Source organism: Nesterenkonia sphaerica (assembly GCF_005771565.1).
GTDB classification, from domain to species: domain Bacteria; phylum Actinomycetota; class Actinomycetes; order Actinomycetales; family Micrococcaceae; genus Nesterenkonia; species Nesterenkonia sphaerica.
On the sequence record NZ_VAWA01000010.1, the window covers coordinates 56,437 to 76,814 of the forward strand.

18 protein-coding genes are annotated in these 20,378 nt (G+C 62.6%); 5 read left to right on the forward strand and 13 right to left on the reverse strand.

Features of this window, described 5'->3' with window-relative positions:
* Positions 1 to 64: 64 nt before the first annotated feature.
* From FEF27_RS08950 to FEF27_RS08965, 4 genes are all read right to left on the reverse strand, one after another.
* A complete protein-coding gene (locus tag FEF27_RS08950) occupies positions 65 to 544 on the reverse strand; it encodes an inorganic diphosphatase (protein ID WP_138170537.1) in 480 nt (159 codons plus the stop codon).
* Between the two features lie 74 nt (positions 545 to 618).
* Entirely contained in the window at positions 619 to 1,791 is a 1,173-nt protein-coding gene (locus FEF27_RS08955) for a DNA glycosylase AlkZ-like family protein (protein ID WP_138170519.1), read from the reverse strand.
* Positions 1,784 to 2,533, reverse strand: coding sequence for a GNAT family N-acetyltransferase (locus FEF27_RS08960; protein WP_138170520.1), 750 nt, complete (start codon positions 2,531 to 2,533; stop codon positions 1,784 to 1,786). Before FEF27_RS08960 ends, FEF27_RS08955 begins: the two co-directional genes overlap by 8 nt.
* A 16-nt stretch (positions 2,534 to 2,549) precedes the next feature.
* Complete coding sequence (locus FEF27_RS08965) at positions 2,550 to 3,926, reverse strand: cytochrome P450 (protein WP_208009766.1); 1,377 nt, start codon at positions 3,924 to 3,926, stop codon at positions 2,550 to 2,552.
* A gap of 256 nt (positions 3,927 to 4,182) precedes the next feature.
* Between FEF27_RS08965 and FEF27_RS08970 the strand changes: the two genes are divergently transcribed.
* From FEF27_RS08970 to FEF27_RS08980, 3 genes are read left to right on the forward strand one after another with little or no spacing between them, the layout of a single operon-like run.
* Entirely contained in the window at positions 4,183 to 5,904 is a 1,722-nt protein-coding gene (locus FEF27_RS08970) for a carbon starvation CstA family protein (protein ID WP_138170522.1), read from the forward strand.
* Between the two features lie 35 nt (positions 5,905 to 5,939).
* Positions 5,940 to 6,194, forward strand: a complete 255-nt coding sequence (locus FEF27_RS08975) for a cory-CC-star protein (RefSeq protein ID WP_138170523.1) — start codon at positions 5,940 to 5,942, stop codon at positions 6,192 to 6,194.
* Positions 6,185 to 7,159, forward strand: coding sequence for an ArsA family ATPase (locus tag FEF27_RS08980; RefSeq protein WP_138170524.1), 975 nt, complete (start codon positions 6,185 to 6,187; stop codon positions 7,157 to 7,159). The genes FEF27_RS08975 and FEF27_RS08980 overlap by 10 nt, the downstream gene beginning before the upstream one ends.
* A 44-nt stretch (positions 7,160 to 7,203) precedes the next feature.
* On the opposite strand, the gene FEF27_RS08985 is transcribed toward FEF27_RS08980, so the two are convergent.
* On the reverse strand, positions 7,204 to 8,091 hold the full coding sequence (locus tag FEF27_RS08985; RefSeq protein WP_341805716.1) for an HAD family hydrolase: 888 nt from the start codon (positions 8,089 to 8,091) through the stop codon (positions 7,204 to 7,206).
* A gap of 96 nt (positions 8,092 to 8,187) precedes the next feature.
* Here FEF27_RS08985 and FEF27_RS08990 point away from each other — a divergent pair, with 96 nt between their 5' ends.
* A complete protein-coding gene (locus FEF27_RS08990; protein WP_138170525.1) occupies positions 8,188 to 9,120 on the forward strand; it encodes an aldose epimerase family protein in 933 nt (310 codons plus the stop codon).
* Positions 9,121 to 10,003: 883 nt separating this feature from the next.
* Here the strand turns inward: FEF27_RS08990 and FEF27_RS08995 are convergent.
* From FEF27_RS08995 to FEF27_RS09025, 7 genes are all read right to left on the reverse strand, one after another.
* The gene (locus FEF27_RS08995) at positions 10,004 to 10,993 is read right to left on the reverse strand and encodes a D-ribose ABC transporter substrate-binding protein (RefSeq protein WP_138170526.1); all 990 of its coding nucleotides are present in this window, start codon (positions 10,991 to 10,993) and stop codon (positions 10,004 to 10,006) included.
* A gap of 47 nt (positions 10,994 to 11,040) precedes the next feature.
* Positions 11,041 to 12,189, reverse strand: a complete 1,149-nt coding sequence (locus FEF27_RS09000; RefSeq protein WP_138170527.1) for an ABC transporter permease — start codon at positions 12,187 to 12,189, stop codon at positions 11,041 to 11,043.
* Positions 12,186 to 13,700, reverse strand: coding sequence for a sugar ABC transporter ATP-binding protein (locus tag FEF27_RS09005; RefSeq protein ID WP_243729172.1), 1,515 nt, complete (start codon positions 13,698 to 13,700; stop codon positions 12,186 to 12,188). The genes FEF27_RS09000 and FEF27_RS09005 overlap by 4 nt, the downstream gene beginning before the upstream one ends.
* Before the next feature lie 98 nt (positions 13,701 to 13,798).
* Positions 13,799 to 14,470 carry a DUF2291 family protein gene (locus tag FEF27_RS09010; RefSeq protein WP_243729173.1) on the reverse strand — a complete coding sequence of 224 codons (672 nt, stop codon included), beginning with the start codon at positions 14,468 to 14,470 and terminating at the stop codon, positions 13,799 to 13,801.
* Complete coding sequence (locus FEF27_RS09015) at positions 14,467 to 15,639, reverse strand: zinc-binding dehydrogenase (RefSeq protein WP_138170529.1); 1,173 nt, start codon at positions 15,637 to 15,639, stop codon at positions 14,467 to 14,469. The genes FEF27_RS09010 and FEF27_RS09015 overlap by 4 nt, the downstream gene beginning before the upstream one ends.
* A gap of 172 nt (positions 15,640 to 15,811) precedes the next feature.
* Complete coding sequence (locus FEF27_RS09020) at positions 15,812 to 16,582, reverse strand: triose-phosphate isomerase (RefSeq protein ID WP_138170530.1); 771 nt, start codon at positions 16,580 to 16,582, stop codon at positions 15,812 to 15,814.
* On the reverse strand, positions 16,579 to 18,321 hold the full coding sequence (locus FEF27_RS09025; protein WP_138170531.1) for a dihydroxyacetone kinase family protein: 1,743 nt from the start codon (positions 18,319 to 18,321) through the stop codon (positions 16,579 to 16,581). Before FEF27_RS09025 ends, FEF27_RS09020 begins: the two co-directional genes overlap by 4 nt.
* Positions 18,322 to 18,534: 213 nt before the next feature.
* Between FEF27_RS09025 and FEF27_RS09030 the strand changes: the two genes are divergently transcribed.
* A complete protein-coding gene (locus FEF27_RS09030; RefSeq protein WP_243729174.1) occupies positions 18,535 to 19,503 on the forward strand; it encodes a sugar-binding transcriptional regulator in 969 nt (322 codons plus the stop codon).
* Between the two features lie 18 nt (positions 19,504 to 19,521).
* Here FEF27_RS09030 and FEF27_RS09035 read toward each other — a convergent pair whose 3' ends face one another.
* Positions 19,522 to 19,995 carry a ribose-5-phosphate isomerase gene (locus tag FEF27_RS09035; protein WP_138170533.1) on the reverse strand — a complete coding sequence of 158 codons (474 nt, stop codon included), beginning with the start codon at positions 19,993 to 19,995 and terminating at the stop codon, positions 19,522 to 19,524.
* Positions 19,996 to 20,378: the final 383 nt, after the last annotated feature.

Below are 20,378 nucleotides of genomic sequence, written 5' to 3' on the forward strand. Positions count from 1 at the left end.
CGGTAGGACATTCGGGGTTCTGCCCCGGGGTGTCCCACCGGATGTTGCAGTCGCAGCTGTCTGGTCAGGCGGTGAACCGCTCGATGGAGCGCGTCAGCTCGGCCTCGGCCTCTTCGCGGCCCTGCCAGCCTTCAATCTTGACCCATTTGCCTGGCTCCAGGTCCTTGTAGCGAGTGAAGAAGTGCTCGATCTCCTGGATCAGGTGCTCGCCCAGGTCGCCGATCTCCTGGATGTGGTCGAAGCGCTTGTCATCCGGGACACACACCAGCTTGGCGTCGCCACCGCCGTCGTCGGTCATGTTCAGCACACCCACCGGGCGGGCCTCCACCACCACTCCGGGAATCAGGTCCACGCCGGGGAGGTAGACGAGGGCGTCCAGCGGGTCGCCGTCCTCGCCGAGCGTGTCATCGAAATAGCCGTAGTGGGTCGGGTACTGCATGGGGGTGAACAGCACTCGGTCCAGCCGCAGCCGGTGCGTCTGGTGGTCGATCTCGTACTTCACACGGGACCCCGTGGGGATTTCGATGGTGACGTCGCGGACAATGGCCACAGTTCCTCCTAGCGGTTCAGGTCAGTTCTCAGTGCTCAGCGTATAACGCCCGCAGCTGCCGGCGCTGTTCAGCCTTCGAGCAGGCGCAGCTGGGTTCCCAGCTGGCGGGACAGTGTGCCTGCGGCAGATCTCGCCCGGGCGACGACGCTGCGCGCCGGGGTGCCGGGCTCGGGAAACACACGGTGGAGGACCAACTCGTCCTTGCTCCGCCACAGGTCCACCCGGCCGATCAGCTCGGATCCAGAGAGCACACCCATGACATAGTGTCCGTAGACGCGCTTACTCTTGGGCACATATGCCTCGAAGGTGTAGTCGAAGCCGAAGACCCGCTGAGCCCGGCGCCGGTCGCGCAGCAGCGGGTCGAAGGGGCCGATCAGCCTCGCCTGACGGATCGGCCCGGGGCCAGCGTCGCGGGAGGGGGGACTCAGCGGCGAGGCATCCAATGCCTCGGCCGGCACATACGCGGTGTCCTTCCAACCCTCGACCTCAATGGGGACCAGGCCTGCCCGGCGGATCCCGTCCGCGGCGTCGCGCCTGCTCAGGTGGTAGTGGTGTGCGAAGTCCCCTGCGGTCATCACCCCGAGGCTGCTGACCGCGCGGGCGGCCAACTGCGCCCGCAGCTGCTCCGCGGGGAGCTCTTCTGCGTGGCGGATCTCGGCGGGCAGTGCACGCTCGGGCAGGTCGAAGAGCCGGACCACGCCCTCACGTGCGGTGATGACCAGTTCGCCGGTGCGCACCATCAGCTCTGCAGCGCGCTTGACCTCGGACCAGTTCCAGCCTGTGGTCCGCGCAGAGCTCAACGCTTTTTCCAGCGTGCCGATCTTCACTCCGCCGGGTGCGGCGGCCACCACCTCCCGGATCTGGTGGCGCAGATGGTCCGGCAGCGATCCGGCGTAGGTGTCGCGGACATGCTGACGCCGCAGCTCCAGCAGCGCCCAGTCCTGAAGCGGGAAGAGGCATGCCACTTTGGTGAAGGATTCGAAGGCGACCGGGCGGTGTCCGGGCCAGAGCGCGGCGTCGACCTGCTCTGCACGGTGGGTCCGGGGCAGCCGGGTCAGGCACGTCAGGCGCTGCGCGGTGGAGACTCGCGTCAGCGGATCCAGCTGGATCAGGCCGATGCCGCGCAGCACGTCCGCGGCGTCAGCATACGGACCCGGGGTTCCGGGGGCGGGTATGTGCTGCGCCTCGACGACTGTGCGGCGTGCCCATGCTGCGGACACCTTGAAGGGCTGCTCAGGCATGCTGCTCGGGGGCGGGGTTCTGCTGAGCCCGGTGCCGACTGCTCAGCAGCATGAAGTCCTGCAGCAGCTCGTTGCCTTCGACCTGGACCGACCAGCTGGGGCGCAGGAAATCATTCTTGGCCATCCGGTACTGGATCTCCCACTCCGGCTGGCGGCCGTGGGCATCGGTCACTCGGCGGGTTCCGCATTGGAAGTAGCCCAGCGATTCGGAGACCCGCTTGGAGGGCTCGTTCCAGTCATATGCTCCTGATTCGGCGTACTCGGCACCAAAATGGTCGAAGGCCCACATCAGCATCGCCGCGCGCTGCTCCTTGCCGTAGCCTTTGCCCTGCGCATCGGCACGTAGCCAGCTGGCTGACTGCACTGTCCGCAGCACGCGGTAGTCCTCAGCCCAGACGTCCTGCATGCCGATCAGCGAATCCTCGGTGCCGTCATCGTGGCGGGTGAAGACAGCAAGCATGAGATACCAGGAATCCGGGCCGATCGCGGGGCGTTTGGACCACAGCCAGGTCAGGGAGTTCTTGGCGATGTCTTCCGGGGAATTCTCGTCCCAGGGGGAGGCGAAGGAATTCCGGCCGGTGGTCATGATCCCCGAGGATGCCGCCGCTACGTAGGCTGGGAAGTCCGATTCCCGCACCTGGCGCAGCACCAGCTGCGGGGACTCGATGCGCAGGCCGAACGGCGGCCACACCTGCGCCAGAGCGTGCGTAGGGTCATCTCGATTGACCCGAAACTCAGTCATATGCCGAGCCTAACGGTCACCGTTCCGAGAGGTGGAACTTCAGGGAGAAGTTGTTCAGCAGTGCGGGCAGACGGCCGGGTTCAAGGTCATGGCTGAGCAGATCAATGCTGCGCTGACCCACAATTTCTGCCATGAAGTTCGACGTCAGCAGCTGCACCAGGTTCCGGCCCGGGCACACCGCGGGGCCTGAGCTGAAGGGCACCAGCGGCCATTCCTCGCGAGTTCGCTCGTGGTTCCACACCTCCGGGGAGAAGGTGTGCGCATAGTCGAGGTTCTTCTCATCGCGGTGGAAGAACGGGGCGAAGATCAGCACTGTGGTGCCCTCAGGCATCACTCCATTTTCGAATTCCACCTCCCGGGTGGTTTCCCGCAAGATCATGGGGGTAGTGGCCCAGAGCCGGAGAGACTCCAGCACTGTGGCACGCAGCAGCGGCAGCAGCGGAGCGTGCTGCTGTGCTTCCTGGTCGATCTGCTGCCGCACCGCCTCGAGCTGGTCGGGGTGGGACGCCAGCAGCGCCAGCCCCCGGTAGCTGGACATCCCGGCCGGGTCGAATGCGAACAGCCACTGGGGGATCTGCTGCGCATCCTCGTCAGGGGAGGTCGCAGACTCACCGCGGTCTTGCATCTGGGCCATGTAGGCGGCGATGCTGCCTGGCTCAGCCTTGGCCACCGCCTGCTTGATCCGGGTGTGGATGTCATCCCGAGCCTCGGTGTCGACCGGACGCAGAAAGGCCCAGTTGCCGCGGGCCCGCTGGGTTTCCATCAGCTCCAGAAGTTCGGTGTCGTCCCGGTAGGAATCCCCCAGCACCACCCGGTTGACCACCCGGAACCACGCTTTGTAATAGCTGCTGTAGTCCAAGGTGCCGCCCGCGGCGTCGACCTGCTTCAGCAAGGTCTGCGCCTCTTCACGGACTGCTGGCAGGAACTGCTCCGCCATGTGGTGAATTGCTTGTTGGTGATCCAGCACCTTTTCGTTGGTCTCACGCCGCCGGGACCGCTCGGCGCCGTGGGAGACCAGTGCCACCTGAGGCTCGAAGTGTTTCAGCGCATGCCGTTTGAGCGTCTCCGCGGTGGCGAACGGTTCGGGGGACTCCTCCAGAATCCGGTGCACGTGTTCGGGGTGCAGCACCAGGGCCATCTTTCGGCCGGGCATAGCCAGCATCACCGGACCCCTGCCGTATTTCTCGGCCAAGGTCTGCACTCTGGCCACAGCCCGAGCCTCCAAGCCCAGATTCTCCACTGCGGCGACCACGCGGGGACGGCGGATGATGGGCCCCTTGGAGATGGTCGGCAGCTCTACTTCCGCGAGCACCTTCGCCGTTTCCACGGCGGTGGCGCTGGGCAACGGATTCTGCACTGAGTCAGCGGAAGGCCCGGCATACACAGTGCTCACCGGGGAACTCTGCTGCTTTGCTGGTGTCATGAATATCGCTCTCCCTCAGCTGGTGGCGTGCCCCTAGTCAGTCTTTCCAACACATCACGGGGACCTGAGAGCCGGCTGGCAGTTCCGTGGGTCTGGCCAATGCACAGCCTGTGCGCATGGAGGCGCATAGCCCATATACTGGCATCCTGAGGCCTCACAGTGGGGTGGGTCACGTCCTGCCATGCTGAGACCGAGGTCGCTACCCATCGCACCCTGAGGAGTCACCATGGACGCCCCCAATTCGCTGGTGCTGGCCATCATTGGCGTCGGAATGATGCTGGCCGGCTACTTCCTCTACTCGCGCTTCTTAGCCAAGAAGGTCTATAAGCTCAACGCTGAGTTCAAGACACCCGCGCATCAGTTCACCGACGGCGTGGACTTCCTTCCCACCAACCGCTACATCCTCTGGGGGCACCACTTCACCTCGGTCGCCGGTGCCGCCCCGATTGTGGGCCCGGCCATCGCGGTGATCTGGGGCTGGCTGCCGGCCTTCATCTGGGTGACCCTCGGCACGGTGTTCATGGCGGGCATGCATGATTTCGGAGCGCTCTGGGCGTCGACCCGCAACAAGGGCACGTCAATGGGCGCACTCTCCGGCACCTACATCGGTGCCCGCGGGCGCAACCTTTTCCTGGTGGTCATCCTGCTTCTGCTGCTGATGGTGCTGGCCGCATTCGCGGTGGTCATCTCAGGCCTGCTGGTGGCTCAGCCCGGCGCGGTCATCCCCACCTGGGGCGCACTGGTGGTCGCCGTGTTCGTCGGCCAAGCCATCTACCGGTTCAAGTGGAACCTGCTTGCCGTCACCGCCGTCGGTGTGGTCCTGCTCTACGCCCTCATCCTGCTGGGCGACGCCTACCCCGTCTCCCTGCCTGAAGAGGGAATGTTCGGTCTCACGCCGGAGGGCGTCTGGATCGTGCTGCTGTTCATCTACTCCGGCATCGCCTCCATGCTGCCGGTCTGGGTGCTGCTGCAGCCACGCGACTTCATCAACGGTATCCAGTTGTTCATCGGCCTGGGCATCATCTACGGCGCAGTGCTGCTGGCCACGCCCACCGTGGTCGCACCTGCGGTGAATGACGCTCTCCCGGACGACACTCCCCCGCTGGTTCCGCTGCTGTTCGTCACCATCGCCTGTGGTGCGATCTCCGGGTTCCACGGCCTCGTGTCCTCCGGCACCTCGTCGAAACAGCTCGATCGCGAGACCGACGCCCGGTTCGTCGGGTACTTCGGGGCGGTCGGTGAGGGTCTGTTGGCGCTGGGTGCGATTATCGCCACCACCGCAGGCTTCCAGACCGCGGCACAGTGGAGCGACTTCTACAACTCCTTCTCCTCCGGCGGAGTCCCGGTCTTCGTGGAAGGCGGCGCCTCCATCATCAACGCCGGCCTGGCCATCCCCTCGGGACTCTCGGCCACCATTCTGGCCACCATGGTGGTCCTCTTCGCAGCAACCACTTTGGACACCGGCACCAGGCTCATGCGATTCGTGGTGCAGGAGGTCGGCGAGATTGCAGGCGTGAAGATCAAGACCTGGCTCGCGACCCTGATCGTGGTGGCGCTGGCCTTCGGTCTGACCTTCTCCCAGGGCGCCGACGGCGCTGGCGGTATGGCCCTGTGGCCGCTGTTCGGCACCACCAACCAGCTGCTGGCAGGCCTGACGCTGACCATTCTGACCATCATCCTCATCCGCAAGGGACGTCCGTTCCTGCCGGTGCTCCTCCCAGCGGCGTTCGTGCTGTTCATGACGATCTACGCAGCAATGGTGCAGCTGGTGAACCTCTACAACGCCGGCGACTGGCTGCTGCTGGTCATCGACATCATCATCATCATCGCCGCCACCTGGGTCCTGGTGGAGGCAGTCATCGCCATGCTGGCCGCCCGCAAGGCTCCCAAGGAGCCGGAGGACGACGTCGCCCTGACCGAGGATCAGAAGCTTCCTCGGTCGGTCTGAGCGCACCTGCACCACGAGACAGTGAGCCTCGGGCGATGAGTTGGTTTGACCGGGCCGAGCGGGGGCTGCGTGAGTTCTACGTAGCCCCCTACCGGCGCGTGTTCGCCCGCGCCAAACGCGATGAAGAGGATCTGTTCATGATGCTGGTGCTCTCCGAGGCGCTAGGGGTCCCCAATCCGGCCTCCGGAGCCACGCTGGAACTGCTGCCGGAGATGCTGGATCGCATGCACGACTGGCACATCCGCCAAGGCCTCGACCAGTCCCCGCTCGATGGCATGCAATGCTGCTAGAGCTGGCCGCTGACCGGAAGGTCCTCTTCATCGGCGGCAAAGGCGGTGTGGGGAAGACCTCCATCGCCTCTGCCGTGGGTCTGCAGCAGGCCCGCAGCGGGCGGCGTGTGCTGCTCGTCTCCACGGACCCTGCACATAATCTGGGGCACCTGTGGGAACGTCCGGTGGGGGACGAGCCGGTCCTGCTGGCCGATGACGGCGGCTCCGGTGTGCTGGCCGGGTTGGAAATCGACCCGCACGCGACCATCGAACGTCACCTGGAGCAGGTGGGCCAGACCCTGCGTGACTTCATGCCGGAGCACCTGCACAAACAGGTCGACGCTCACCTGCAGCTGGCACGCCAATCCCCCGGCACCCATGAGGCGGCCATCCTGGAGCGCATTGCTGAGGTGGTGGAGCTGGCCGAGCGGGACTACGACCTGATCATCTTTGACACCGCACCCTCCGGGCACACTGCCCGGCTGCTGGCGCTGCCGGAAATCATGGCCGCCTGGACTGAGGGGCTGCTCAACCGCAGAACGAAGGCGGAGAAGTTCGGTGCGGCCATCCGGGCCCTGGACAACGATGACCCCAGCTCCTCCCGCGGAGCCAACCGGGATCGCCGTATACGTCAGGTGCTCACCCAACGCCGGAACACCTTCGAGAAGCTGCGTGGGCTGGTCACCGATCCCGCCGCCTGCAGCTTCATCATTGTCGTCAACGCAGAGCGGGTCCCGGTCCTGGAGTCCGCCGAGCTCTTCCACGAGCTGGAGCGGCTGGGTGTCGAGGTCGGCGGCGTCGTCGTCAACCGGCTCTCCCCCACTGACCAGGGCGAGTTCCTGGCTGCCCGACGCACCCAGGAAGAGGCCCAGCTGGCCACGCTGCGGGAGCTTCTGCCCCGGGTGGCGGTGGACACGCTGCCGATGCTGCCGGCGGACCTGATGGGCGAGCCAGCCGTGGAGCAGCTGGCCCAACGGCTGAGGTGACGGCCCAGGAGTGCGGCTGCGGCTGCGCGCAGTCCTGAACCTGCTCAGCGCTGCAGAATGCTGCGCAGCACGGTGACCAGGCCGTCCTCATCCACGGTGCCGGTAATCTCATCAGCGGCTTTCTTGACCTCACGCACCGCCTGACCCATCGCCACTCCCCGGTGGGCCCACTGCAGCATCTCAATGTCGTTCCGGCCATCACCGCAGGCCACGGTGGCACTGTGCGGAGCACCCAGCTTGACCCGCAGCTCCTCCAGGGAGGACCCCTTGGTCACCCCCTCGGCGGCGATGTCCAGCCACGCCGACCATCCCACCGAATAAGTGACCCCGTGAAGGCCAATGTCTCTGACGGTCCGGGCAAATTGACGGGCGGTGGCGTCGTCGGAATTGACCACCAGGCGCACCGCTTCAGCGCTCTTCATGTCTTTCAGACTCACCGGCTCCGGGATCAGCCCAAAGGTGAGGTCCTCAAACCGCTCCGTGGCCAAGAAGTGCCCAGCCGAGGTCTCGATCGCATAGCGGGCGGTGGGAAGCTTCTGCTGCAGCGCTTCCAACGCGGGGGCTGGGTCGAAGACCTGCTGGTCCAGGATCTGGTAGCCGTCCTCCAGCGCGGTATCGATCCGCAGCGTCACACCACCGTTGGAGCAGACCGCATAGCCCTGCGTAATGCCGAAGGTCTCAATCACCGGCAGGGTGGCCGGCAGCGAGCGGCCGGTGGAGACCACCACAGTGTGACCCTCACTCACCACCGCGCGGCCGGCTTCCTTCACCCCCTGACTCATGTGACCGTCATGGTTGACGATTGTCCCGTCAATATCCAGGCAAACCATGGCAGTGCCGGCCTGGTAGGTGAAGCTGCCTCCATCGCCGGCAGCGGGCACGGCAAAATCGGCCTGCCGCTGATCCTTAGTAATCTGCACTGGTGAGTTCATAAGATCAACAGTGTACGACGGCGCGCAGACGGCCGTGTGGGCAAAACTGCACCAGTTTGGCTACTGTGGACCAATAATTCACGTGAGGAGAACTGCATGAGCGCGTCGACACCGACCGTCACGATCACCGCCGGCGGATACACCGCAGGGATTTCGCTGCGCGGCGGGCAGCTGTTGAGCCTGACCACCCGCGATGCTGGCAGTGGGACTGCGCGGAACCTGATCGTGCCCGCAGATCAGGGGGCCGGGGCGTACGCCGGCGCGGTGCTGGCCCCCTGGCCCAACCGGATCGCCCAGGCGCGGTACACCCACGCGGGGACCTCCTACGAGCTCGAGGCCAACGATGAGTCCACCGGCGCCGCGCTGCACGGGCTGCTGACGGATGTGGAGCTGGAGGTGCAGCTGCAGCGCGAATCAGAAGTGCACCTGGCCGGGACCATTGAGCCCTCAGCCGGTTACCCCTTCCGCCTGGAAGTGGTGCTGGTCTACCGCGTGGCTGGCCACCTCGGCCTGACCGCGACGCTGAGCACCCGCTACGTTCCGGAGAACCCAGGCGACGACGAGGCCACCAACGCCCCTGCCACCGCCCCCTACGGTGCTGGATTCCACCCGTACCTCACTGCGGCTGATGCTCCGCTGAAGTCCTGCAGACTGCGCCTGCCGGCCCGCACCGTAGCCAAAACCAAGCCCAACGGCAAAGTGGTCGGCTCCAAGCACGTCTCCGGGGACCTGGACCTGACAAATGGCCCACTGCTGGCTGGCCTGACGATCGATCACGCCTACACCGACCTGCCGGACCAGGGCTGGATCGCGGAGCTGATCCACGGCCCCAGCGGGTTCGTGGTCCGCATGATCTCCGACACTCCCTGGGCCCAGGTCTACACCGGGGAGAGCCTCAACCGGGCAGGTGTCGCCGTGGAACCGATGACATGCCCACCCAACGCCTTCAACTCCGGGAAGAACCTCATAGAGCTCGAACCCGGAGTGTGGCACCGAGTCGGCTACTCACTCGAGGCCTTCAACCTTTAAAGCGCCGAAGCCTGAAGCTCGCCCATCGATCCCCTCGAGGCGTCTCCCCCGACCCACGGGCAACCGTCCACTTACCTCCTGGCCACGGCCCACTCGCCACTGATTCCCTAGCTACTCACTCGAGGCCTTCAACCTTTAAAGCGCCGAAGCCTGAAGCTCGCCCATCGATCCCCTCGAGGCGTCTCCCCCGACCCACGGGCAACCGTCCACTTACCTCCTGGCCACGGCCCACTCGCCACTGATTCCCTGGCCACGGCCCACTGGCCGAATATGCCGCTAATTAGACGCTCAAAGCTGCGCTGAAGCGGCAGATTCGGCCAATGAGAGCCGGCGTGGGCTCAGGGTGTTTCGGGGTGCCGGTCCCTCAGCTGTTTAGCTTCTCGCCGTGGCTGCGGATGAACCAGTGAAGACCTGCTCGCTGGTTCAGCCAACGAGCAGGTCTTCACTGACCGGATCGGTCACTCCAACCCTGGCGTGCGCTTGGCTAATAGGAGACCTTGGAGGGTGTCCGTGGCATATGCCGCTAATTAGACGCTCAAAGCTGCGCTGAAGCGGCAGATTCGGCCAATGAGAGCCGGCGTGGGCTCAGGGTGTTTCGGGGTGCCGGTCCCTCAGCTGTTTAGCTTCTCGCCGTGGCTGCGGATGAACCAGTGAAGACCTGCTCGCTGGTTCAGCCAACGAGCAGGTCTTCACTGACCGGATCGGTCACTCCAACCCTGGCGTGCGCTTGGCTAATAGGAGACCTTGGAGGGTGTCCGTGGCGGACCACGCCCACGCACCGCCCCGCGATGTAAAGCCCCGGAGGAAACTGGTGGCTAGCGACATCCCTCGGAATTCCCGTAGTCGAGCATTCGAGTCAGGTAGGAGATTATCGTGATCTCTATCAGTCGCTCAGGATGAAGTTATCCAATTGGTCGACGTTGTCCTCAGTGATGAGGTAGCAGTCCAAAGCAATCTTCTCCTCGTCGACAGGGTTCTCTCCGGTTTGGATTACCTCATCCAAAACTTCCATGGCACGTTGCGTGCCGTCAGCGATGGGCTGCAGCACGGTCGCGACCATGGTGCCGTCTCGGACCGCGTCAGCCGCATCATTGTTTCCGTCAAATCCCAGAACGGCCACCTCATCGATTCGTCCCGCTTCCTCTAGGGCATTGATAGCTCCCAGGGCCATTTCATCATTGCCGGCAATGACTCCGTCGACATCGGGGTAGCGGGACAGCAGCTGCTCCATAGAGGTCTGCCCCTGCTGGCGGTCCCAGTTGGCGATTTCTTCGCCAACCTTCTCCAAATCGGGATACTGGTCCAAGACGCTTGCGTAGCCGTCTGAGCGAACTTGGGCATTGTTGTCACTGGGGTTTCCGAAGAGCTCTACGTACGTGCCCTCGTATTCCATCGCTTCGGCCCATGCCTCTGCTCCAAGGGTGGCGCCCTGGGCGTTATTGGAGACAACCTGGACCTCCGCCAAACCAGTCTCAGAGATCTCGGCGTTGACGAGGGCCACCGGGATTCCAGCGTCAACCGCTTGTTCGACTATGGCCACCGATTCATCAGCGCCAGCCGGATCCAACAGGATGCCGTCCACCTGATTATTGATAGCGGTTTCCACCAGGCTGGTCTGCTCGTCCGGGTCGTTGCCGTGGGCACTGGTGGTAGTTGTGTAGCCCATTTCCTCAGCCAGCTCCTCGGCTATCGACACTTCCGCCGCCCAGTACGGGTTCGAAGGGTCAACGGTGATAATGGCAATCTGGCCGCCCGAACCGTCCTCCTCGGGGTCATTGGCGGTGCCGGTGCCGTTACCGTCCCCTCCGCATGCCGAAAGAAGCAGACCTGCCGCCGCGGAGGCCGCAATAGTGGACATGATGTTTCTCTTCATGATGCGATTCCTTTCTGGAATTTGACGTACCGGGTTTCCCGACACACCTAGTGAACTTTCTGGCCCTCCGACTTCAAGGGCTCCTCAGCTGCTTCCTCGTCCTCTTGCTGCTGTGATTCTCTTCTTACTTGAGCCACCGCTCGGGCGTCCGCCCTGCGCCTCTGAATAATCTGTTGGATCTGGTCCATTGCCACCGCGAGGATGATGACCGCCCCTGTGATGACTGTCTGCCAGAATGGGGAGACACCTACGATCACTAGGCCGTTGGTGAGAAAGCCGATTACGAAGGCACCGATGATGGTTCCGCGCACTGTCCCGCGCCCACCCGAGAGCGCAGCGCCACCAATCACTACCGCAGCGATGGCGTTCAGCTCATAGAGGCTACCGAGGTCAGCCGTGGCAGACCGAATATTCGCAATCTGGAGGATGCCGACCATGCCTGCGCACATACCGGTGAAGATATACACGCGAGTCTTGACGCGTTTGACCGGCACACCAGAAAGTTCAGCGGCCCGTTCGTTGCTTCCGGTGGCGTAAAGCCACCGCCCAAAGGGGGTGCGAGTCAGCAGAATGGAGAACACCACAGCAAGGGCGACCATCACCCAGGCCGAGATCGGGACACCAAGTGGGGAGCTAGCGAAGATCGTGAACAGACCTTCGTTATTGAGGCCTTCCTGTCCGCGCAGCTCGTTTGTGATGTTAGTGCCACCCAGGAGCACTTGCGTTAGGCCACGGCCTACATACAACATTCCCAGCGTCACAATAAACGGAGCAAGGTTCAGCCGGGAGATCAGGATGCCGTTGACCCAGCCAACCAGCATGCCCACACCCACAGCCAAGACCACAATGACCCACAGGGAGGGGTACATCACAGCGTCAGTCAGCGGGAGCGAGACACCTTGAAAGAGATTTCCGGCCACCGCACCTGTGAGACCCACTGTGGAACCCACTGAAAGGTCGATTCCCCCCTTCAGGATCACCAGCAGCATGCCCAATGCGATGATCGCGTTGAACGCCACGTCCTTGGCGATCGTCGCAAGATTGCCAGAAGACAGGTAGTTGTCATTCATCAGAGCGAAGATGGCGATGATGACGAGCAGGGCTACAAGTGCGCGACCCTCCATAATCAGGGCCCCGAAGTTTATGTTGAAGCGTTTGGGGGTCGCCGCAACGTCCGTCTCCGCCGTAGTGGTCATGCGTCTGCTCCATTCGTTACTTGTGCGCGAGGGGCGTCGGTGCTCAACAGTGGGGGGGCGCTGTCCTCCGCCGCGGCCATGACTTCCTCTCGAGTCGCGCGGCGCGGGTCAAATTCGGTGACCAGGTGGCCGCGGCTCATGACTACGATGCGGTGAGAGGCAGTCAGCGCCTCCCCCACATCAGAGGTCACGAAGAGAACCGCAAGACCTTGTCTCGCCTGTTTGAAGATCAGGGAAAAAATCTCTCCCTTGGCCCCGACGTCGACGCCGCGCGTGGGCTCGTCCAACAGCAGCACTCTTGGATCAGTCAGCAGTATCTTCCCAATGACTACCTTCTGCGCATTGCCACCAGACAATGACGTGATTGGCGCGTCTGGGCCAGCAGTCTTAATACCAATATCAGTGATCTGTTCTCGGACACGTAGCGTCTCGGCGACGCGCTGCAGCAGACCATTGCGAACCCACCAGCTGAGTCCAGCCAATGAGAGGTTCTTTCCTACCGACTGGAGCTTGATAAGGCCATCGCGTTGACGGTCCTCCGGGACCAGGCCCATACCGCGTTCGATTCGCTCGGAAACATTGGTTCCAGCGATATCTGTGCCATCAAGCATGATTCGCCCGCCGGCGACCTTGTCTCGACCGGCGAGAGTCTCCATCAGCTCGGTGCGGCCTGCGCCCATGAGACCATAGAGGCACACAATCTCCCCTTCGCGTACGTCCAACGACACGTGTTCCACGGGGAACTTCTCACTGACCGGGTCGTACACGGAGACATCCTGAATCGATAGAACCACGTCCCCGTAGTGGCGCGGCTCTTCTCGGAAATCATAGTCAGCTTCACGGCCGACCATGGTACGGACCACCCACGGGAGGTTGATGTCCCCAGCATCTTCTTTGGCAACTAGCTCGCCATCCCTAAAGACCACCGCCCGGTCGGCGATTTCGATAGCCTCCTCCAAGTGGTGAGAGATGTAGACGATCGCCACATTTTGACGTTTGAGTTCGCGAATAATCTTGAACAACACATGAACTTCAGTTGTGCTCAATGCGGAGGTCGGCTCGTCCATGATCAAGATCCGCGCATCCGTTGACAGCGCTCGCGCAATCTCCACAATCTGTTGCTGACCTACGCGGAGGTCCTGTACATATGTATCAGGCGAGATAGGCTCCTCGAGCCGTTGCATCATCTGGCGTGTGATCCGGGACTGTTCGGCAAAGTCAATGCCGCGGATCGACATAATCTCACGCCCCAAAAAGATGTTGTCGCGGACCTTGAGATTGGGGTTTAGATTCAGTTCTTGATGGATGATGGAAATCCCACGCGCTACTGCATCGGTCGTGGACATCAGTTCGATCACCTCGCCATCAAGCTCGAGATGCCCTGCAGTAGGCTGCTCTACTCCTGAAAGAATCTTCATCAACGTGGACTTGCCCGCTCCGTTTTCACCGAACAGGACCGTGACTTCGCCCCGGCGAACCTCGAAGTTGACACCCTTGAGTGCCCGCGTCACACCGTACGTCTTGGAGACGTTGACTGCGCGCAGTACAACCTCGCCTGATCCGCCACTGCCAGGCGTATTCTCGAGCCCATTTGGTTGGCCAGCGGGCATCACGACCCCACTTCCAGGTTCAGCGGCTGAATTATCACGGGGCGTTCATCGTCGCCCTCTGCATCGGTCGCCACATATCGCATCACGCCGTGAATAAGGACGTCCTCACCGATCAACGACTCCGCGTCTTCCTCCACTGCCTCTTGCACGTCGGCGCGAAGCAAGGCACTTATTTCCGTGCCGACTCGCTGATAGTCCGTCTGCCCTGGGGCATCACCGAAGCGAAATCCCGAAATGTCGCGAATCATATTGCCATCCAGCGCGGTACCCAGTGGGACCACGATCTGACGACCTTCTGTGACGCCGTCCACAGCGAGGATAAGGTTGTCAGCTGTAGCGTCAGCCACGGTGCCCTCCGCAGTCACCGCGAATGCGACGGTCCCTTCGCTGACGGCGTAGGCGTCGAACTCTTCAGCTGCAGCCTCGGGATCCTCATCCAGAGCAGAGGTGACTTCGCCCAGTGACGCCGGGCTCTCCGTCAACTCAGACTGCACTGAGGCGTAGAGCTCCTCGGCAGTCTCCTGCGGGTCGAATTGATCCGGAGTCAGCGCTTCAACTTCCTCGGGGGTGAGAAACTTAGTGTTGAGCAGCATGGCGATGACGAGCAGCAGCAGGGCCCCGGCACCGATGAGTCGGGGGATGAGTTTCTTGTGCTGAGTGCGCGGGCTCACGCGGCATCCCGCCCGACGAGGTTGTTCGCTGTCCCCGCGGGCACAGGACCGTTGGGCAGGATGGAAACTTTAACGGAACCGCCCGACGAGTCTCCGACCAGGTCGAGGGCGTCTTGGAATCGCTCCAGGGGGAACTGGTGCGTGCAGATCCGCTCCATCGGCAGCTTGCCGTCTTCGATGAGCTTGATCGCGGCTGGCCAGCAGTGCGGCCCTAGGTGCGCTCCGAGAACATCGAGTTCCTTGTCATCCGAGATGATCGACCAGTCGACTGAAACCTTGTCCTTGAAGACCGAGTACTCTATGAAGCGTCCAAACTTTCGCAACAAATTAAGTCCCTGCTGCACAGCTGAGGGGTGACCAGTTGCTTCGATGTAGACGTCCGCCCCGTAGCCGCCGGTGAGCTCTTTGACTTTAGCCGCGGCGTCGACCTGGGCGATGTTGATCGTGATGTCCGCCCCGCAAGCTTTGGCGAGTTCGAGTTTCTCCTCCACAATGTCCAGCGCAATGACGCGCAACGGGTTTTTCTGGCGTGCACCAGCGATGGCTGAGAGTCCTATGGGGCCCGCACCGGCGATCACCACGGTGTCCTCAAATTGGATGCTTGCGCGCTCCACCGCGTGCAGCGCACAAGAGAGGGGCTCCGAGAATGCAGCGAACTGGCCAGGAAGCCCGGCATCGACAGGGTGGGTCAGCGCGCGCTCCGGGACAAGGACATACTCGGCCATAGCGCCGTCGAACCCTTTGAACCCAAACATGTCGTGGGGCTCGCACATCCAATAACCGCCGCGGTCGCAGTAGAGGCAGTCGTTGCAGGGCACAATCTGTTCACACGCCAGGCGGTCACCTATTACAGCCCCGCGAGAGTCAAGTGCGCCTGCACCTGCCGCGACGATAGTTCCGACAAACTCATGACCGGGGATGCGGTTCCGTTCGGCCCAAGCCGACTTGTGCTCCCCGCCCCAGAATTTCTCTGCCCCGTGATAGCACTTCAGATCCGAGGCGCACACTCCGACTGCGTCGGTGCGCAGCAGCAGTTCGCCGGGTCCAGGAGTGGGAACGGGGCGCTGTTCCAGACGATAGTCCTGCGGCCCGTGAACAACAACTGCGCGCATGGTGCTTGGCACGTGCGGGACAGCCAACGGATCAGCCTCAGTGAAGGTGGTGGTCATGGCTTTGCTCCTCGGATGAAGGTGGCCGGGAACCCCAGCCTCGGGTGCAGATTCTCGTTCATTCAACACTTCGTGACGCTTGTCACACGCTGTGCGTCTCAGTGAACCAGCGTGCTGCACATTTGTCAAGCACATTTGTTCATGCTCGTGCAGGGCCCAGCGAGTCGCTCTTTCAAGCTGCGGAAGCGAGCTCGAGTATCTCTGTGTAGCCGGCAGCTGTCCATGCAGACCGGCCGATGAACAAACCACCGATGTGGTCCGTGGCCAGTAGAGATTCTGCATTCTGGCGGTTGACAGATCCGCCATAGAGCAGACACTCCACACGGCCTCCGAAGCGCTCGTGCAGCGCGTGAAATGGTTCGCTGAGCTGCGCAACCGTTGCCGGGCGTCCGGTCGCACCAATGGCCCACATCGGCTCGTACGCTATTAGCACTGCGCTCAGCTGTGCCTCCGTCAACCCATCGAGAGCGCCATTTGCCTGCCGGAGGATGTAATCAGCGGCTTGGCCGCGATCCCGAACCTCCTGCGGCTCACCCACGCAGAGGAGTGGATAGGCGCCGTGGCGGATCGCTGCCAGCACTTTCAGCCGAGTCGTCCTGATGGTCTCATTGAAGAACTCCCGCCGCTCGGAATGACCGATCTCCACGATGTCGGCACCAGCGTCTAAGGCTTGGGGCACCGAGATCTCACCTGTCCAGGCGCCATTGTCTTCCCAGTGGGCGTTTTGTACACCCAGTTTCAGTCTGCCGGGGCGCCGCGGCCGTTCACCGAGAATCTGGTGCACAGTCGCCAAGGCTGTGGCCGGCGGGACAAGGAAAGGTTGGATGCCTTCACTCAGTTCGGGTCTCTCACAGAGCGCCTTCCCCAATGTGTGGGTGTAAGTTACCGCGTCTGAGAGCGTGAAGTTCATCTTCCAACTGGTGCCGATCCAGCGAGAAGTCATAAGTTGCCGCTCTGGCGATGCTGACCAATATAGTCACCCAAGACACCCATCAGCAGCGCGAACGACGTCGCCCCTGGGTCCGGGGTGCCCACAGACTTCTCTCCGAGCACTCGTGAGCGGCCGAGCCTCGCCGTCAGCTCGGCTGTACGCTGAGCTGCCACCTGAGCTCTCTCGGCAGCGGCCGAGAGAGAGGCGACGAGGTCACTGGTGCGGCTGAACTCCTGGAAGAGCGTCTCTGCGAAGGGAACTGCGGCGTCAATCATTGTCTTATCTCCCGGCCGCGCTCCTCCTAGGCGCTGGAGCGCCTCTACGGCGTTGAGCATTGCCCTGACGGCGGCGCCCTGATCGGCTCCCTCATCATCAGAAAGAGCTCGCCCAGCCGCAGTCAAAGCCGCTCCCCACAACGCCCCCGACGTTCCTCCGGCGGATTCGGCCCAGGCCGTTCCTGCGTGCACCAGAAGTGCCCGCGCTCCCGCACCACGAGTGAGTGCTTTCTTCCCAGCCTCCACAGCCCCTGCAGCACCGAGCACCATTCCCTGGCCATGGTCGCCGTCGCCTGCGACAGCGTCGAGTCGTCCCAGTTCCGCTTCCCGGGTTCGACATGTGGTTTCGAAAAGCTCCAGCACCTGCTGAAGGTTCCGTGCGAAGCGACGAGACTCCTCGGTTGATGGGGCCACAGGCTCTTGACCCGGCCTGAAGAAGCCGGTCCGGGCAGGTCGCTCCGCGAGCGTCACAAGATCCCGCGGCGCTCCTCGTCTGAAGGCGGGGGTGTCCACAGGTGCGATCCAATGCTTTTCCAACTCCTCATCGAGGAAGACCAGGGTCAGCGAGAGGCCCGCCATGTCCAGACTCGTGACGAATTCCCCAACCTCGGGCTGAACTGCGGTGAGGCCGCGCTCCTGGAGACGCTCGTTCAATCGCGCGTAGACAACAAAGAGCTCTTCATACTTCACTGTCCCCAGTCCGTTGAGCAGTACGGCAACTCGTCCGGTGTGACCCGCAGGCGCCTCAGCCATGATTCCATCGAACAAGAGATCAGCGACCTCCGACGCAGAGCCCAAAGGAAGATCCTTGACTCCCGGCTCTCCGTGAATGCCTAGTCCCACCGCCATCTGGCCGTTTTCCACATGGAACAGCGGCTCCTCTGCGCCGGGCAATGTGCATCCGTCGAATGCGACCCCGTAGGACCGGGTGGCGTCGTTTGCCTTCCAAGCAAGGCGTTCAGCTTCGTCAAGATCTGCCCCACCCTCGATGGCAGCACCGGCGATCTTGAATACCGGGAGGTCTCCGGCGATGCCCCGCCGGTTGCGGTGATTGCCCGGGGAGTCCGAGGCGATGTCATCGGTGACAGTCACAACCCGAACGTCCACGCCTTCAGCCCGAAGCTTTTCGGCGGCCGCACCGAAGTGGAGAACGTCTCCCGCATACTTGCCGAAACCCATGATGACACCGCCGCCGTTGTCTGCGTTGCGGGCCACCGAGTAGACCTGAGAGGCAGAGGGTGAGGAAAAGATGTTTCCGCAGGGCGCCCCGTGGCCCATACCTGGTCCCACCCACCCTGCGAACGCCGGGTAGTGCCCGGAGCCACCACCGATCACCAGAGCGGGCTGTCCTATAGGGGTCTCCGTGGTGCGCACGACTCCGCCGTGAACAGCAGTCACGTACTCAGGATGTGCGGCAACGAAGCCGCACAGGGCTTCGGACGGAAAGTCGGCCGCAGTGTTGGTCAGATAGGTCATCTTGGTTCCTCGGGTACCGGGGTGCCAGGAGTCTTCGTGGATAGAAGACGCGCGGCACATTTGTGCAATGACGAATGTTCTAGTCCACCATAAGGCAGAATGTGTGATACTCGCCACCGTCTCACAGACGTGTTGAGGAACCACTTGTGTCCATGCGTGAGTGTGACCAGTAATGTTGCCCACTGAACGATGACAGCCAACGGAGGCCCACTTGTGACGGACCAGACCACTGGACGCGCGGACGAGACTGCAGATCCGCGCGATTCCGAACTCGAGCGTCTCTACCAGGCTGCACAGCTCTATTACGAGCAGGGCGCCACCCAGGCTGAGATCGCCAAACAGCTTCAGGTCTCCCGCCCATCCATTAGCCGCATGCTTTCTGACGCGCGATCATTGGGGATCGTAGACATTCGCGTCCGCCGCCCAGCGCCTTCGGATATGGGCCGCCTGCGTCAGCAGTTGGTTAACGAACTTGGGCTAGAAGCCGTCTATCTGGCGCCCGGTGACCAGTCGGGACGACTCGGCCCCGGGCTCGCTCCTCCTACAAAGCAGGCCTTGGAAAACGCCAATCTCCGCGCTGGAGATACGATGCTCATCGCCTCAGGCGAGACCACCTACGCCCTGGCTCAGCATCGATTAGGAGACTTTTCAGGCGTAGTGATCGCACCAACGGTCGGGGGCCAAGCTGAGCCGGACCCATGGCACCAGACTAACGAGGTCGTACGAGCCTTCACTGCTTCTTCCGGCGGGTACCCGCACTATCTATTCGCGCCCTCAATGCCATCCGAGGCACTGCTAGACGCCCTGCAGGATGATCCTGGATACCGAAGGATCGTCGACGACTGGAACAGAGCACAAGTGGCGCTCGTGGGCGTCGGTGCTCCCCCGCGGACCCGAAAGTCTATTGCCCGGTCCGTGCCGCGAGGCCACCCCAATGTGATGAAGGCGGCTGGAGACGTGTGCTTGGCGTTCTTCGACGGTGCCGGACACGAGATCAACTTTCCCGGCAATGAGCGCATGGTGCGCATTCCCGGGTCCTCCCTGCAATCCGTTCCCACTCGAATCGCCGTCGCTGTAGGCACCGAGAAGGCCATCAGCGTCCTGACAGCCGCGCGCTCTGGATGGTTCAATGTGCTGGTCACCGACGAGGAAACCGCTCGCGCGATCACACGCGCGCTGTAAGGAATTCCTCAGCGCACCTCAATCGCAGCTGCCGGTCTGCTCGTAGGAGGAGATCGCCTGCACCTTCTCAGCCGAGGCACTCGACGGGTCAAAACTATGCCCCAGCCACTCCCTGACCAACTTTCGCGCCAACTCCTGGCCAATGACGCGCTGACCCACACAGAGGACCTGCGCGTTGTTTGAAAGTATGGCCCGCTCCACTGAGTACGAGTCATGAGCGGTGACTGCGCGGATTCCTGTGACCTTATTCGCAGAAATCGCCACGCCAAGCCCGGTTCCACAGATCAGCAGCGCGCGGTCGGCCTCGCCCGAAGCCACCAACTCTGCGGCTGTGACAGCGACGCTGGGATAAGCCGTACCCTCATCAGCGCCGACGCCGACGTCATGAACCGAGATGACTCGCTCATCAGCTTCCAAGTCAGCTTTCAGAATCTCCTTGTAGTTGTAGCCTGCATCGTCAGAGCCGACGACGAGACGAAGGGGGGATGCCATAGGGTTTCTCCTTAATTGGAAGTTGGGCTTTCTTCGATGCTACAGCCCTGTAGAACAAATGTCATGAACATCTGTTCAGTTCTTATATTCATCATGGCACCGACTGACGGCGTGGCTGGTCCGTAAGAGCCGCGAGAGACCAACAACGCGTCGGGGAGCGAAACCGGCCACTCCGCTGTCCGGGCCTCATTTCTGGCCCGTCAGGGCGGATCCGGGGGCACAAGGCTGCACTCGCTCAGCCTCGTCCCGGCAACCGCACGGACCGGAGGGCCGAGTAGGGTTCCCTGTAGCTCCTCACTAAGTTGGAGCGACCTCCGCGGCAGGGCGGGGCATGTAGCACCGAAAACTTGGACATCGCCCAGGCGCGGTACACCCACGCGGGG